The following is a 14,643-nucleotide window of genomic DNA, read 5'->3' on the forward strand; positions in this document are numbered from 1 at the left end:
ATGAACAGTTCCGGCCGTGTGCCCCATTCGTGACGGCGTGGCCGGAGGTTTAAGTTGTGGCGTAGTTGTTTTAAAAACGCGGCCGCCGCACACGGACCCTCGGGATTATGACTCCTCGAAAGCTGCATGCTCGGCGGCGGCGATAATTTCTTCACGGCTCTTGGCCTTGGCGCTGATGTCGCCGAGGTCGAATTCGTCGGTGTCCGATTGGGGCGGAACCTCCTCTTCACGGCTGACGGCGGCACTCTCCTGCTCGGTGAACACCTCTTCGCGGAAGGCCGTGACGTGCTTCTGTTCGCTGGGCTCCGGCGTGTCTTCCGACACGATGAAGCTGCGCGTCTCGTTGGTATCGGGCAGAGCCTCTACGGGCTCCTCCTCCATTTTCGTGCGGTTTCCCTTGGCGGCAAATACCTCGTCGATGAACTGCGGCTCGCGGCGCAGCCGGCCGAGCGTGTCCTTGCAGGCTTTCTGCTGGCTCTCTTTCTTGGAGAAGCCAGAGCCGGAACATCCCTCCACGCCTTCCAGCATCACCTGGTAGGTGAACGTAGGGCTGCCGTTCTTGTCCTTGCCTTCCTCGACAAGCTCGAACGACATCTTCACGCGGTTCTTCTGACTCCACTCTATCAGCTTGCTCTTGAAGTTTACTTCCTTGTACGCCACCTTGTCTATATTGATCATTTGCGCCAGGATTCGCTTCTTGAGGAACGTCATGCAGGCATCGTATCCCCGGTCCAAATACATGGCCCCCACCAAGGCCTCGAAAGCGTTTCCGCCCATGTAGCTGTTGTGTGTGGAGGTGTGCCCACTGGAGTGAATGAGGCTGCAGATGCCCATATCCTGGGCCAGCTTGTTGAGTGTGTCGCGCTGCACCAGCTTGGAGCGGGTGTTGGTGAGGAAGCCTTCGCGCTTGCCGGGGAAGTGCCGGTAGACAATATCGCCCACGGCTGCGTCGAGCACGGCGTCGCCCAAGAACTCCAGACGCTCGTTGTTGACGGGCTTTCCTTTCTTGTTGCGGTGCATCACGCTCTTGTGCATCAGGGCCATCTTGTAATAGCTGATGTCGTGGGGATAGAAGCCGATGATGTTGCGCAAAGAAGAATAAAGCTCCTTATCCTTGCGGAAAGGGAGCCTTATTCTGTCTATGACGTTGGAAATCGTTCCTACTTTATTCAGCATACTTCTTGAAAATGACGCATGCGTTGTGACCGCCGAAGCCAAACGTGTTGGACAGGGCGGCGCGAACCTCGCGCTTCTGAGCCTTGTTGAAGGTGAAGTTCATCTTGTAGTCGAGTTCGGGATCTTCGTCGCCGTCGGCATGGTTGATGGTCGGCGGCACGATGTCGTTCAGCACGCTCAGCACGCATACCATGGCTTCCACCGCACCGGCAGCACCCAGCAGGTGGCCCGTCATGCTCTTGGTGGAGCTGATGTTGAGCTTGTAAGCCTGCTCGCCGAACACGTCTTTGATGGCCTTGGCCTCGGAAATGTCGCCCACATGGGTCGATGTGCCGTGCACGTTGATATAGTCAATGTCGTCCACTCCGAGCCCTGCATCGTCCATAGCGGCCTGCATCACGAGCTTGGCACCCAGTCCCTCGGGATGGGAAGCAGTGATATGATAGGCATCGGCGCTCATGCCCTCGCCCACCATTTCGGCATAGATCTTGGCGCCACGGGCCTTTGCATGCTCGAGCGTCTCCAGCACGAGGCAGCCCGAACCCTCGCCCATCACGAACCCGTCGCGGCTGGCGCTGAACGGCCGGCTGGCGGCCTGGGGATCGTCGTTGCGGGTGGACAGGGCGTGCATGGCGGTGAAACCGCCCACGCCACAGTCGCAGAGGGCAGCCTCGGCGCCGCCGGCCACGATGACGTCGGCCTTGCCGAGACGCAGCAGGTTGAATGCGTCGGCCAGTGCATGGCTCGAAGAAGCACAGGCACTCGTCGTCACATAGTTGGGGCCGTGGAAGCCAAAGTGCATGCTGATCTGGCCTGCAGCGATGTCGGCAATCATCTTCGGGATGAAGAAAGGATTGAACTTGGGCCCGTCTTCCTTGTGCTGCCCATAGTACATCACCTCATCCTGAAAGGTCTTGATGCCGCCGATGCCGATGCCATAGACCACACCGATGCGGGTCTTGTCCTCCTTTTCCAAGTCCATGCCCGAGTCTTTCACGCCCTGCATGGCACTAATCATGGCCAGCTGGGTGCAGCGGTCCATCTTGCGGGCTTCCTTACGGTCGATGTAATCGGTGACGTTCAGGTCTTTCACCTCGCAGGCGAACGTGGTCTTGAAATTGGTCGTATCGAACGAAGTAATAGGAGCTGCACCACTCTTGCCGGCCAAAAGGCTCTGCCACATCTCTTCAGGCGTGTTGCCTACCGGTGTAACGGCGCCCAGTCCTGTTACCACTACTCTCTTTAATTCCATTGAATTGGGTTTTAAATAAAAAGTTTAGCGTTTCAACACAAAACGCTAAACATTTACGCTCAACTTACTTGGCGTTCTCCTGGATGTAGTTGATGGCATCCTGTACAGTCTGAATAGTCTCAGCCTTATCATCAGGAATGGAGATGCCAAATTCCTTTTCAAACTCCATGATGAGCTCCACGGTGTCCAGCGAATCTGCACCCAAATCGTTGGTAAAGCTTGCTTCGGGCTTTACTTCTGCCTCGTCTACACCCAGTTTGTCAACGATGATAGCCTTAACTTTTGATTCAATTTCTGACATGATTGTAACCTTTTAAAAATGTTGTTAATGAATAATATTCTTCAAAATCGGCTGCAAAGAAACTAATTTTTCGGCAATTACGCAAATTATTTACTCTAAAAATTCCGAACCATTGCACAAACACCCCAACACTGTGCAGGTTTTCTCATCTTTTTTAAGCCCCGTTGTTGCGTAGCTCGAAAGCTTTTGGTACCTTTGCATCTATGTATCAATCAACCTGCAAAATGTCATTTACACAGCACTGCAACGAAATTTTCAACAAGGCCATCGACGATTATCACGTCACCGACAACGTCGACACGCCCATCAACAACCCTTTTGAGCGTGACTCGATAGACAATCGTCTCTACCTGAAATGCTGGATAGACACCGTACAGTGGCACCTGGAAGACATCATCCGCGACCCGCACATCGACCCGCTCGACGCCTTGGCGCTGAAGCGTCGCATCGACCGCTCCAACCAAGACCGCACTGATCTCGTGGAGCAGATAGACTCCTACTTCCGCCAGAAATACTCCGAGGTGAACCCGCTGCCCGACGCAAGGCTCAACACCGAGAGCCCGGCATGGGCCGTCGACCGCCTCTCCATCCTGGCCCTGAAGATTTATCACATGCGCGAACAGGCCGCACGCACCGACGCCACCGCCGAACACCGCCAGCGTTGCCAAGCCAAGCTCAACGTGTTGCTGGAGCAGCAGGTGGACCTCGGCACGGCCATCGACCAGCTGCTGGAGGACATCGGGGGCGGCCGCAAGTACATGAAGGTGTACCGCCAGATGAAGATGTACAACGATCCCAGCACCAATCCCATTCTCTATCAGAAGAAGTAACCCCGCGGTTGCTTCTTCTCCCCCTGCCCTACTCCCCGTCTGCCTTTTCCTTAACCATGAAAACGGAACACCTTCTGGTCATCAGATTCTCCGCCTTGGGCGATGTTGCCATGACGGTGCCGGTGGTCTACGCCCTGGCCCGGCAGTATCCCCACGTGCGCATCACCATGCTCTCGCGCCCGTTTGCCCGGCCTTTCTTCGAGCATCTGGCCCCCAACGTGAGCTTCATGGCGGCCGACATCCACCGGGAATACCAGGGCATACGGGGGCTCAACGCCCTTTACCGGCGGCTCTCTGCCAAGCATTTCACGGCCATTGCCGACCTGCACAACGTGCTCCGCTCCAACTATCTGCGCATGCGGTTCAACGTGGATCGCTGCCGTGTGGCCCATCTCGATAAGCACCGCCAGGCGCGCCGCGCGCTCACGTCAACGCATCACAAGGTGCTGCAGCCTCTGCCCACGGCCTTCGAGAGCTATGCGCGCGTGTTCAGGGAGCTGGGCTATCCGGTGCGCCCCGAGTTCTCCACGCTGCTCCAGCCCGAGCAGTCCAGCCTGCGGCAGCTGCCTGCCGTCATCGGCGAGAAGCGTCCTTTCCAGCAGTGGATAGGCGTGGCCCCCTTTGCCGCCCATCGTGGCAAGGCCTATCCCGTGGCCTTGATGGAGCAGGTGTTGCAGCAGTTGTTGCAACGCCACCCCTCGTGCCGCATCTTCTTCTTCGGCGCGGGCGCCCGCGAACACGAAGTCATCGACGCCCTTGCGGCCCGCCACCCCCACTGCACCAATGCCTCGGCCGTGCTCGGGGGCCTGGCGCAGGAGCTGGTGCTCATGAGCCATCTCGACGTGATGGTGAGCATGGACAGCGCCAACATGCACCTGGCCTCGCTCGTGGGAACGCCTGTGGTGAGCGTGTGGGGGGCCACACATCCCTACGCCGGCTTCATGGGCTGGGGCCAGCGGCCGGAAAATGCCGTGCAGACCGCCCTGCCCTGTCGCCCCTGTTCGGTCTTCGGCAACAAGCCTTGCCACCGTGGCGACTATGCCTGTCTGGCCTCCATCGACCCGCAAACCATTGCAGAGCGGGTGGAGCAAAACCTGAAATAGCCCACCTTTATTATATATAGCTGTCGCCCCGTGGCTGTGGATGCGCGTTGTCCACAGCCACGGGGCGGCCGCGTTGCGGCCCGCCGTCGTTGCCGCGGCGGTTTCGGGGTGTTGCGATTGCGGCATAACGGCGGCGTGATTGCGGCGTGTTGGCGTTGCGATTACGGCGTTTTCGCCGCGTGATTACGGCGTAATGGCAAGGCGATTGCGGCGTTTTCACCACCTCTTTATATTGAAATGGCCCTGCAACGCACGGGGTATGGAAAATTCTTCATACCTTTGCAGCCAAAATAAAATACGGTAATGACAAAGAGAATCTTGATTGATCTGTCCCACTTGGGCTCGTTTTGTGGTTTTGGCAACATCTGCGACAACTATGCTCCACGCATTGCCCGCGCCGACTTGGGCGACGTGAGGCTTGTGCTGATGGTGCCCGAACGCTACGTGGGAGCCTTTGGCGACGGCGTGGACTACGTGGCACGCGAGCACGCTCTGCGCGACCTGCACCGGCTCAACGCCCATATCGACCTGTGGCACTCCACCGATCAGCTCTTCGGATTCCGGCTGCCCATGAAGGGAACCAAGTATCTTCTTACCGTGCACGACCTGAATTTCCTCTACGAGAAGAAGCACGTGCACAAGCTGAAATACGTTCTTCGCATGTATTTCCGCCTACGCCACAGCGACTATATCACCACCATTTCCAACTATGCACGCGACGACGTGAAGGCCCACTACCGGGTGGACAGCAAGTTCAAGGGGGTGATATACAACGGAATACAGGACATGGACATGAGCAACATGCGTAAGCCCGACTTCATTGCCGACGAAAACGAGAAGTTTTTCTTCACCATTGGCCAAATCCGCGAGAAGAAAAACTTCCACAAGCTGGTGCCCATGATGAAGCATTTCCCCGACCACAAGCTCTACATCTGCGGCGACAAGCACTTCCGTTTCTCCCGCGAGCACCTTATTCCCCTCGTCGAAAAGACGGGCGAGGGCCGTGTGGTGCTCACCGGAAAGATTACCGACGCGGAGAAACAATGGATGTATGCCCACGCCCAGGCCTTTCTCTTTCCCAGCCGTCTGGAGGGTTTCGGGCTGCCGGTGCTCGAGGCCATGCGCTTCGGTTGCCGCGTGTTCTCCTCGCGCATGAGCAGTCTGCCCGAGGTGTGCGGCCCGCACGCCTGCTACTTCGACAGCCTGGAGCCCCAGGCTATGGCCGATGTGGTGAGGGCCGAAGTGGCCCGTTGGGACCGCGATGGCGAGGAGGCCCGAGCCGCCCGGACGTATTCCGAGGGCTTCACCTACGAGAAATACACCCAGGCCTACGTCAGTCTTTACAAACGCTTGCTGGCAGAAGGCTGAATGCTTTTTCGAGTTGTCGCCACACCTCTTCCTTGGTAATCATGTCGTAACGCCGGGCCGGCGGCAAGCCGTCGGTCGGCCCGAAGTCGTCGGCCGAGACGCCCTCGGCCGGTACTTCGTCCTGTGGAATCCAAGTGGATTTCAAGGAGTTGGGGGCGCAAATCACCAGCGACGGCTTTCCCGCTGCATGCACAATGTGGCGCGCCCCCCCCTCATTCCCGAAATAAAAACAGATGAAATGGGCCAGTGCGAAGAGCTCGCGCGGGCTGCGTGTCTGCACATCGATGAACACGTTGCGGCCGTCGGCCAGTCGGTTGTAGATGCGGCGGGCGTTGGTTTCTTCGGCTCCCGGGGCATAGTTGAAGATGATTTGTGCGTCGGGATAGCGGCCGGTGAACCGGTCGATGACCCACGCCATGCGGTCTTCGGCCCAGGTCTTGCTGCTGAGTTTGGCCGTGACGCCCATCAGGATGATGGGCCGTGACAGGTCGAGGCCGCAGCCCTCGAGGTAGCTCCGCATGCTTTCCAGCTCGCGGGCAGTGATGCTCAGGCTGATGTGCCGGTCGCGCTGCAGGGGCCTGATGGCCTCGAGCGGCGCGGCCATGTTGATGTTATGGTCCACCATGCTGCCGCGGCCGCACTTGGGCAGCGTGTAGTTGGACATGAGACGGCTGTACCATTTGTCCACGGCGATGCGGTAGCGCGTCGACGGCGAGAAGAGCGCGAAGAGCTGTGAATAGAACGTAGTGAACTGGTCGATGATGACATCGTAGTGCTCGCGGTGCACAATCTGCCACACGCGGGGCAGGTATCGCGCCATGTTGTGCCGCTCGGCCTCGCTGAAGGCGTGGATGCGGCGAATGGCGGGATGGCCGGCCAGAAGCGGGGCTATGCGGTCGTTGAGCACCAAGTCGATGCTGGCCTCGGGGAAAGTGGCGTGCAGCGTGTTGAAGAGGGGCGTGGAGAGCACGGTGTCTCCCAGCTGCCGAAATCTCACGATGAGTATCTTCATGCGTCGGGAACAGGGTTAGCGGGTTGGGCCGAGAGGGCGGTAACCGGCGTTGGTGCGGGCGAAATAGCGGTCGAGCACCAGCAGCGAGACGAGGTCTTCGCGCGTCGGATGGCGAAACTGGTCGATGTAGGCGTGGGCGTTTTCAATGATGGTCTGGGCCTCGTCGGGGTGGGATATGTAGTGATTGAGCTTGTCGATGAGGTCGCTGTAGTCGGGTTGCACCTCGATGTAGTGCACGTCGGGCTGCAGCGTTCCCTCCATGAACCAGGTCTCGCAGGTGGGTCGCGGCATCACGGCGATGGAGTTGGACGACATGATCCACTTCAGATTGCTGGCCACGTCGTTGCCTTCGAGCGACATGACGAACTTGTATTCCAGCTGCTCGCCGATGGTGAGCTTCGCCGAGTGCCACTGCGGATAGTTCTTGTCTATCACGCCCACGTCGCACAAGGGGTGGCCGTAGAACTTGCTCACAAAGTCGTACCGTCCCTGTTTCACCCGGTTGCACTGGCCCGAGTGCTGGGCTATGCGGCCGCGGAAAATGCAGCCGTCTTTCTTCTGTGCAAAGGTCTTGCGGTCGTCAACAAAGATAAAATGGCGCACCTTGTCGAGGTTGAGCAGCACCGAGCAGCGGTTGTCGCCCTGCAGGGGACGGCTCTTGGTGATGGCCGGCAACGGCAGGAGATAGTCCACGTCTCCCTCTTCGAGCAGCCATCTGAGCCGTTGGGGGAACCAGCGGGCATACTGCATCGTGTCGAGATAGTACACCTTTTGCCGCGTCATGGGCTGCCGGCCCAGCGCGGTGGAGCGGGCCATGAAGTCGGCTTCGCAGAAAGGCGTGTCGGCGGTGAGCCGGCAATAGTAGTCGGCCCGCCGCAGAATGGCGTCGCGGTCGGGGCGGCTGTCGATGGCGCGCAGCCGGCGGGCGAGCCACGGGCGCAGGATGCAGCGGGGCGTATGGAGCCTGATGTAGCTGCGCAGATAGTAGAGCGCCTTGTTGTTCTTGCCGCTGTGGAGCGTGTAGTAGAGCTTTCGGTTCATGGGAGGAGGGTTAAAGGTCGAAAGGAACAGGGTGTTTCCGGGCAAAGTGCGCCCAGAAACGGGCCCGCTCGCGCAGCATGTAGGCCACGGCTTGGGCGGGGTCGGCGTGGCGCAATGTGGCGTAGCGGGCGGCCAGCAACTCGCTGAACCGCCGTGGGCCCCAGAAGCGCCGCATGTTGTAGAGCCCCTGGCGCAGGCTCACGGGCCCGAAGTGCATGCGGTTGATGTCGACCAATGCGAAGTGGTAGCCTGCCTCGTCGCGCGTCCAGAGCACGTTGCCGGGCGTGTAGTCCTTGTGCATCACACCCTTGAGGTGCATGTCGGCGGAGAAGGTTGCCAGGGCTTCGGCCAGTGCCTCATAGCTGCCTTCGGGGGCGTTGCCCACCTCATAGAGCGTGTGTTCGTAGGGACATTGCACGCTCACGAAGTAGCTGTAGCCCAGCAGATGGAGCGTTCCCCGCTCTTCCATCACGGCGATGGGCTCGGGTGTTTCGATGCCCCGAGCGAGCAGCTTGAAAGGGTATTCGTAGGCCCGCCGACACTTGGGCTTGCGCAGGTTCCAGGAGTATATGAGGCGGTTGGGGCCGTGGGGCACATGGTAGCGCTTCACGTTGACGAGCGTTCCGTCGGGTGCCCGCATCACCTTGATGACGTTGCGGGCACGGTAAATCTCGTGGCCCTCGTGGTCGAAGCGGCTGGGTATGTGGGCAATGAAGTCGTGCAGCGACGCGTATTTCGGGTTGATGACGATGTGCATGGTCGGTTAGGGCGGGGCCTCGCGGCCCTTAAAAGTCGAAGGGCTCGGCGTGGATGGCCTTGAGGTTCTTGGCCAACTGCTCGGGACTGCTGGCTCCTGCGAGCACGCTGGTGATGCCGGGCTGGTGCAATATCCAGGCCAGGGCCATCTCGGCCAGCGTCTCTCCGCGCGTGGCGGCCGTGACGTTGAGCTGCTGCAAGCGGGTGAGCAGCTCGGGGGTGAGCTGTTCGCGCTTCAGGAATTTGCCGACGGCCATGCGCGAGTCGTCGGGCACGCCGTGCAGATAACGGTCGGTGAGCAGACCCTGGGCCAGTGGCGAGAAGCTGACGAAGCCGATGCCCGCGTCGCGGCAATAGTCGAGAATGCCCTCCTCAATGGGGCCGCGGTCGAGCAAATTGATGCGTCCCTGATAGACAAGCAGGGGCACATCGTGGGCGAGCAGGTAGGCATGGGCCGTCTTCAGCGCTTCCAACGGCCAGCGGGAGAGGCCCACATAGAGGGCCTTGCCCTGGCGCACGATGTCGACCAAGGCCTGCAACGTCTCTTCGAGAGGCGTTTCCGGGTCGTAGCGGTGGCTGTAGAACAGGTCCACGTAGTCCATGTTCATGCGGCGAAGACTCTGGTCGAGGCTGGCCATGAGGTGCTTGCGCGAGCCCCAGTTGCCGTAGGGGCCGGGCCAAATGTCGTAGCCGGCCTTGGTGGCAATGAAGAGTTCGTCGCGGTGCGGACGGAAATCGTCGGTCATCAGACGGCCCAATGTCTCCTCGGCCGAGCCGTAGGGAGGGCCGTAATTGTTGGCCAAATCGAAGTGAGTCACGCCGTGGTCGAAGGCGTAGTGGGCGATGGCGCGTGCGCGTTCGTAGGAGTCACCGCTGCCGAAATTGTGCCAGAAGCCCAGGCTCACCTTGGGCAACAGCACGCCCGAGCGGCCGCATCGGCGGTAGAGGGCGGCGGCATCGTCGTACCGGGTCTCGGCCGGCGTGTAGGCTTTGCGGAGTTCCATCTCCTTGATTGTTCTTCCTGTCATGGTGTATGGCGTTGATGAGGGATTGCGAATGTGGGGTTGGAGGGGTGTGGACGGGGGATTGGAGAGTTGTGAATAGGAGTCCGGCGGGTCACGATTGCCGGCGGCGGTCGTTCTCGATGAGCTGCAGCAGGCGGTCCACGGCCTCCTCCTCGGGGATGTTTTTCTCCACGCACTCCTGCCGGCGGTAGAGCGAAACGCGGTGGGGGCCGGCCCCCACGTAGCCGTAGTCGGCGTCGGCCATCTCGCCGGGACCGTTCACGATGCATCCCATGATGCCTATCTTGAGGCCTTTCATGGCGGTTGTGGCCTGGCGAATGCGGGCTATGGTCTCGCGCAAGTCGTAGAGCGTGCGGCCGCATCCCGGGCAGCTGATGTACTCGGTCTTGCTTGTACGCAGGCGTGCGGCCTGTAGAATGCCGAACGCCGTGTCGGTGATGTCGGCCGTGCCGACGCTTCCTTCGTTCATGAGCCAGATGCCGTCGGTGAGCCCGTCAATCATCAGGGCGCCCATGTCGGCGGCTGCCCGGAGCTGGAACTCCTCCTTGTCGTTGAGCCGGTACATCTGGGCGAAGACCACGGGATTGGTTACTCCGGCCGCCATCATTTCGTGGACGAGGGCCCGCTGCTCGCCAAGCCGGTTCTGATGGTTGCTTGTACACACCACCACCACCTCGGGATGGGCCTTGAGGCAGGGGATATACTCCTCGCTGGGCGTGCCGAATTGCAACACGAGAAACTTCATCTTGGCTTGCACCAGGCCAATGAACGGCATGGCTACAACGGGGAAAATGGGGTAGAATGTGGCTCCTCCGTGGGTCACGACGGCCTTGTCGCTGCCGGTTGCGGCCTCATTTGTCTCATTTCCGGCCTCGTTTGCCTCATTTCTGGTGGTGGCGGGAGCCGTTTGGCCCTGTTGTTGGAGCCGGGCGTAGAGCTGATAGTCCACGATATACCTCTGTCCGGGCACGATTTGCTCGGGCAATGTGCCGCCCGCATAGAGGAAATCGGCCTTGGGCTTGCCGCTCGTTGCAGGCTGGGCTGCGTCACAAGCAGCATCTTCCCTCCCGTTGGAGGGGTCTGGGGAGGCCCCGATGACAATGGGAACATGGTGCCCACCAACGATGTTCACGGGCTGGGTGTGGCGGCATTCGGGGTGCAACCAGTCGAAATTGGCGTAGGTTTCGCCCGGAATGACGAGGTGGCCGGCCTTGCGCCCCACGTAGTCGGCCAGATGGCGGGCCACGGGAATCTCGGCCTCGGGCTCTTCGGAGAGCGACACGCGGATGGTGTCGCCGATGCCGTCGGCCAGCAGAGCCCCGATGCCCACCGCGCTCTTGATGCGCCCGTCCTCGCCCTCGCCGGCCTCGGTAACGCCTAAATGCAGGGGGTAGTGCATGTCTTCGGCCTCCATCCGGGCCACAAGCAGGCGCACCGACCGCACCATCACCACCGTGTTGCTGGCTTTGATGGAGATGACCACGTCGGCAAACTGCTCGCGCCGGCAGATGCGCAGGAACTCCATACAGCTTTCTACGATGCCCTCGGGCGTGTCGCCGTAGCGGTTTCGGATGCGATCGGAGAGCGAACCGTGGTTCACACCGATGCGGATGGCCGTGTGGTTGGCCTTGCAGATGTTGAGGAACGGCACGAAACGGGCTTCTATCTTTTGCAGTTCCTGCGCGTATTCCTCGTCGGTGTACTCCAGCTTGACGAAGCGTCGGGCGGGATCAACGTAGTTGCCGGGGTTGACACGCACCTTCTCTGCGTACCTCGCCGCCACGTCGGCCACGTTCGGATTGAAGTGGACGTCGGCCACAAGGGGCGTGCTGAAGCCGTCGGCACGGATGCCGGCATTGATGTTTTTGAGGTTCTCGGCCTCGCGAATGCCCTGCGTGGTGAGGCGCACGAGCTCGCCTCCGGCCTTGATAATGCGCTCCGATTGGGCCACACTGGCCTCCGTGTCGTTGGTGTCGGTGGTGGTCATCGACTGGATTCGCACCGGGTTGCCGCCGCCCATGCCGAGCGCGCCCACGTGCACTTCGGTGGTTTCGCGCCGTCGATAGTTGAACAAGTCTATCATATGCTTTGCGTTTGATGGCCTGCGCTCAGTTACATTTGTACTCGTAGTCCTTGATGGCAGCGAGCTCTGCGTTGGCCTTTTCTATCTTTTGGCCGAGGCCCGACTTCCAGTCGGCGACCTTGGCAGCCACTTCTTCGTCGGCGATGGCTATCATTTCGGCCGCCAGCACAGCCGCATTCTGGGCCGCATTGACGCCCACCGTGGCCACGGGGATGCCCGGCGGCATCTGGATGATGCTGAGCATTGCGTCGAGACCGTCGAGCATTCCTTTGACGGGCACGCCGATGACCGGCAGCGGCGTGGAGGCCGCGATGACACCGGGCAGGGCTGCCGCCATGCCGGCCGCCGCAATGATGACCTTGATGCCACGGCCCTTGGCTTCGCGGGCAAACCGTTCTACGGCCTCGGGCGTGCGGTGGGCGGAGAGCGCGTTCACCTCGAAGGGAATCTGTTGGTCGTTCAGCCACTTGCAAGCTTTCTCCATAACGGGCAGGTCGCTTGTGGAACCCATGATGATGCTGATAACTGGTTTCATGTCGTGTATGCTTTGAAATTTACGCGTTTATATAATCATCCAGAATCCGGCAACCATGCCTACGAGGAACCCGGCCACCACTTGCATGAGCGTGTGCTGGCGCAAAATCATGCGGCTGCTGCCTACCATGCCGGCGATGATGAGGATGACGCAGAACCACCACAGGGGATTGAAGGCGAAGATGACCGAGAAAGCCAGCAGCGCCCCCTCGAATCCGCCGATGGCTGCGGTGTGGGTGGAAATCTTCCACCACACATTGATGACGGCGCAAACCACTTGAATAACCAGCGCCGCCACCAGAATGTTGGCCATGAACTGGGGTATGCGCATCATGCTCATGAGGTAGTAGCAGGCGAAGTAGCAGAGGATGGCTATAATATAAGGTACCATTCGCCGCTCCTTGCGCCCCAGTTCGAGGGGCGTCCAACCCTGATAACGGCGGTAGCCGTGGATGAGAAGGGTGGGCAAAAGAATGGTGAACAGATAGACCATGCCCACTACCATGAGCTTGTATTGCCAGGGCATGAGGCTCATGTAACTGAACATAAACAGGGCAATGAGGCCTACCAGCGGCAGGTAGAACGGGGTGAGCAGCATGCTCATCACGCGTGCCGTGAGGATGATATTCTTTTCTTTCATGTTAACTCTTGCGGAGCCGGGCCACGGGTAGCCCCAGCTGCTCGCGGTATTTGGCCACCGTGCGGCGGGCGATGGGGAAGCCTTTCTTCTTCATTTCGGCGGCCAGGGCGTCGTCGCTGAGGGGCCGACGCTTGTCCTCACGGCCAATCATGTCCTTAAGGGCGAGCTTGATCTTGCGGGTTGACATCTCCTCTCCGTTCTTGGTGACGTAGCCGTCGGTGAAGAAGAAGCGCAGCGGGTAGGTGCCCCAACGGGTCTGTGCATACTTGATGTTGCTCACACGGGAGATCGTCGAAATGTCGAGGCCGGTCTTTTCGGCGATGTCTTTGAGGATCATGGGGCGCAGATCGGCCTCGTCGCCGTCCTGAAAGAACTTCTTTTGCCAGCCTATGATGGCCTTCATCGTGACGTAGAGCGTGTGGCGGCGCTGCTTCACGGCCTCGATGTAGCCCTGTGCCTTCTCCACCTTTTCCTTGGCATAGAGCAATGCTTCTTTCTCCTGGCGGTTCATTTTTTCCCGGTTGGTCTTGTAGGTGTTGACCATTTCGTTGAACGAGGGCGACACCTTGAGTTCGGGAATGCGGCCGCGGTTGATGTTGAAACTGACGTTGCCGGCATCGTCGGTATCGACCACGAAGTCGGGAGTAATCTGTTGCGTGTTGCGTCCCAGCGTCTCGCCGAGGGCGGCCCCGGGCTTGGGATTGAGCTTGCTCAGCTCTTGTCGGATGATGTCGGCCTGGTCGGGGGTGAGCTGCAGGGCGGTGGAAATGCGGTCCCAGTGCTTTTTGGTGAACTCGTCGAAGTGGCTCTCCACCACCCGGCGCATCAGTTCCTTGAGCCGCCCCTCGGGTCGTCGGGCTATCTGCAGCAGCAGACATTCCTGCAGCGAGCGGGCGCCGATGCCCGCGGGGTCGAACGTTTGCAGGCGGTGGAGCACATCGACGAGCTCCGACTCGTCCACGTCGATGTTGTGGTAGATGGCCAGTTCGTCGCAGAGGTCGCCCATGTCCTTGCGCAGCAACCCGTCGTTGTCGAGCGAGCCGATGAGATATTCCATGATGTCGCGCTGCCCATCGGTGAGCTCCAGCTCGCCCATCTGCTCCTTGAGCTTGTCATAAAACGAGGTGGTATCGCCCCAGACAATCTCCTCATAGTCGGCGTCGGGGTTGCCGGGCGAGGCTGCACGCAGGTCGGGCGATGGCAGTTCGTCGTCGCTCCCCAGGTTTTCCAGTGCGTTGTCAAGGGCTTCTTCGCGCTCCTCGCGCTCGGTCTTCTCCTCGTATTGCTCGTCGGTGGCGTCGGCCTCGCGGTCTTCGGCCAGCTCCCGTTCGGCCGTGGTCTCCTCCTGTTCGTCCCGCCGTTCTTCCAGGGCCGGGTTGTCGTCCAGCTCGGTAAGGATGTTTTGTTCCAGCTCGGCCAGCGGCATCTCGAGCAGCTTCACCTGGAGCATCTGCTGCTGTGACAGGCGTTGCTGCTGCACCTGCTGCTGGGTCTGGGATTGGATGAGTTTCTGTGACATGGC

General features: G+C 60.0%; 14 protein-coding genes. 3 read left to right on the forward strand and 11 right to left on the reverse strand.

Annotated features, from left to right (window positions below; translation table 11 throughout):
- Positions 1-105: 105 nt before the first annotated feature.
- From rnc to PREDE_RS06940, 3 genes are all read right to left on the reverse strand, one after another.
- Positions 106-1,176 carry a ribonuclease III gene (rnc, locus tag PREDE_RS06930; RefSeq protein WP_005845349.1) on the reverse strand — a complete coding sequence of 357 codons (1,071 nt, stop codon included), beginning with the start codon at positions 1,174-1,176 and terminating at the stop codon, positions 106-108.
- On the reverse strand, positions 1,166-2,428 hold the full coding sequence (fabF, locus tag PREDE_RS06935) for a beta-ketoacyl-ACP synthase II (protein ID WP_005845351.1): 1,263 nt from the start codon (positions 2,426-2,428) through the stop codon (positions 1,166-1,168). The genes rnc and fabF overlap by 11 nt, the downstream gene beginning before the upstream one ends.
- 64 nt (positions 2,429-2,492) lie before the next feature.
- Complete coding sequence (locus PREDE_RS06940; protein ID WP_005845353.1) at positions 2,493-2,729, reverse strand: acyl carrier protein; 237 nt, start codon at positions 2,727-2,729, stop codon at positions 2,493-2,495.
- 224 nt (positions 2,730-2,953) lie between these two features.
- On the opposite strand from PREDE_RS06940, the gene PREDE_RS06945 reads away from it, so the two are divergent.
- The 3 genes from PREDE_RS06945 (at position 2,954) to PREDE_RS06955 (ending at position 6,030) form a co-directional block, all read left to right on the forward strand.
- Entirely contained in the window at positions 2,954-3,559 is a 606-nt protein-coding gene (locus PREDE_RS06945) for a DUF4254 domain-containing protein (protein ID WP_005845361.1), read from the forward strand.
- 56 nt (positions 3,560-3,615) lie between these two features.
- A complete protein-coding gene (locus tag PREDE_RS06950; RefSeq protein WP_005845362.1) occupies positions 3,616-4,662 on the forward strand; it encodes a glycosyltransferase family 9 protein in 1,047 nt (348 codons plus the stop codon).
- Between the two features lie 303 nt (positions 4,663-4,965).
- Positions 4,966-6,030 (forward strand): glycosyltransferase family 4 protein, encoded by a 1,065-nt coding sequence (locus tag PREDE_RS06955; protein WP_005845368.1) that lies wholly within the window; start codon positions 4,966-4,968, stop codon positions 6,028-6,030.
- Here PREDE_RS06955 and PREDE_RS06960 read toward each other — a convergent pair.
- From PREDE_RS06960 to rpoN, 8 genes are all read right to left on the reverse strand, one after another.
- Positions 5,996-7,042 carry a glycosyltransferase family 9 protein gene (locus tag PREDE_RS06960; RefSeq protein WP_005845370.1) on the reverse strand — a complete coding sequence of 349 codons (1,047 nt, stop codon included), beginning with the start codon at positions 7,040-7,042 and terminating at the stop codon, positions 5,996-5,998. The two genes, PREDE_RS06955 and PREDE_RS06960, sit on opposite strands and share 35 nt — an antisense overlap.
- Before the next feature lie 15 nt (positions 7,043-7,057).
- Entirely contained in the window at positions 7,058-8,083 is a 1,026-nt protein-coding gene (locus PREDE_RS06965) for a glycosyl transferase family 90 (protein ID WP_005845371.1), read from the reverse strand.
- Positions 8,084-8,093: 10 nt separating this feature from the next.
- Positions 8,094-8,840 (reverse strand): lipopolysaccharide kinase InaA family protein, encoded by a 747-nt coding sequence (locus tag PREDE_RS06970; protein WP_005845373.1) that lies wholly within the window; start codon positions 8,838-8,840, stop codon positions 8,094-8,096.
- A gap of 28 nt (positions 8,841-8,868) precedes the next feature.
- Positions 8,869-9,867, reverse strand: coding sequence for an aldo/keto reductase (locus tag PREDE_RS06975; RefSeq protein ID WP_005845375.1), 999 nt, complete (start codon positions 9,865-9,867; stop codon positions 8,869-8,871).
- An 88-nt stretch (positions 9,868-9,955) separates the two neighbouring features.
- Positions 9,956-11,947, reverse strand: a complete 1,992-nt coding sequence (locus PREDE_RS06980) for a 4-hydroxy-3-methylbut-2-en-1-yl diphosphate synthase (RefSeq protein ID WP_005845377.1) — start codon at positions 11,945-11,947, stop codon at positions 9,956-9,958.
- Between the two features lie 25 nt (positions 11,948-11,972).
- A complete protein-coding gene (gene purE / locus PREDE_RS06985) occupies positions 11,973-12,482 on the reverse strand; it encodes a 5-(carboxyamino)imidazole ribonucleotide mutase (protein WP_005845379.1) in 510 nt (169 codons plus the stop codon).
- Between the two features lie 27 nt (positions 12,483-12,509).
- Positions 12,510-13,121, reverse strand: coding sequence for a phosphatase PAP2 family protein (locus PREDE_RS06990; protein WP_005845381.1), 612 nt, complete (start codon positions 13,119-13,121; stop codon positions 12,510-12,512).
- A 1-nt stretch (position 13,122) separates the two neighbouring features.
- Positions 13,123-14,640, reverse strand: a complete 1,518-nt coding sequence (rpoN, locus tag PREDE_RS06995; RefSeq protein WP_005845383.1) for an RNA polymerase factor sigma-54 — start codon at positions 14,638-14,640, stop codon at positions 13,123-13,125.
- Positions 14,641-14,643: the final 3 nt, after the last annotated feature.

The organism is Prevotella dentalis DSM 3688 (assembly GCF_000242335.1).
Taxonomy (GTDB): domain Bacteria; phylum Bacteroidota; class Bacteroidia; order Bacteroidales; family Bacteroidaceae; genus Prevotella; species Prevotella seregens.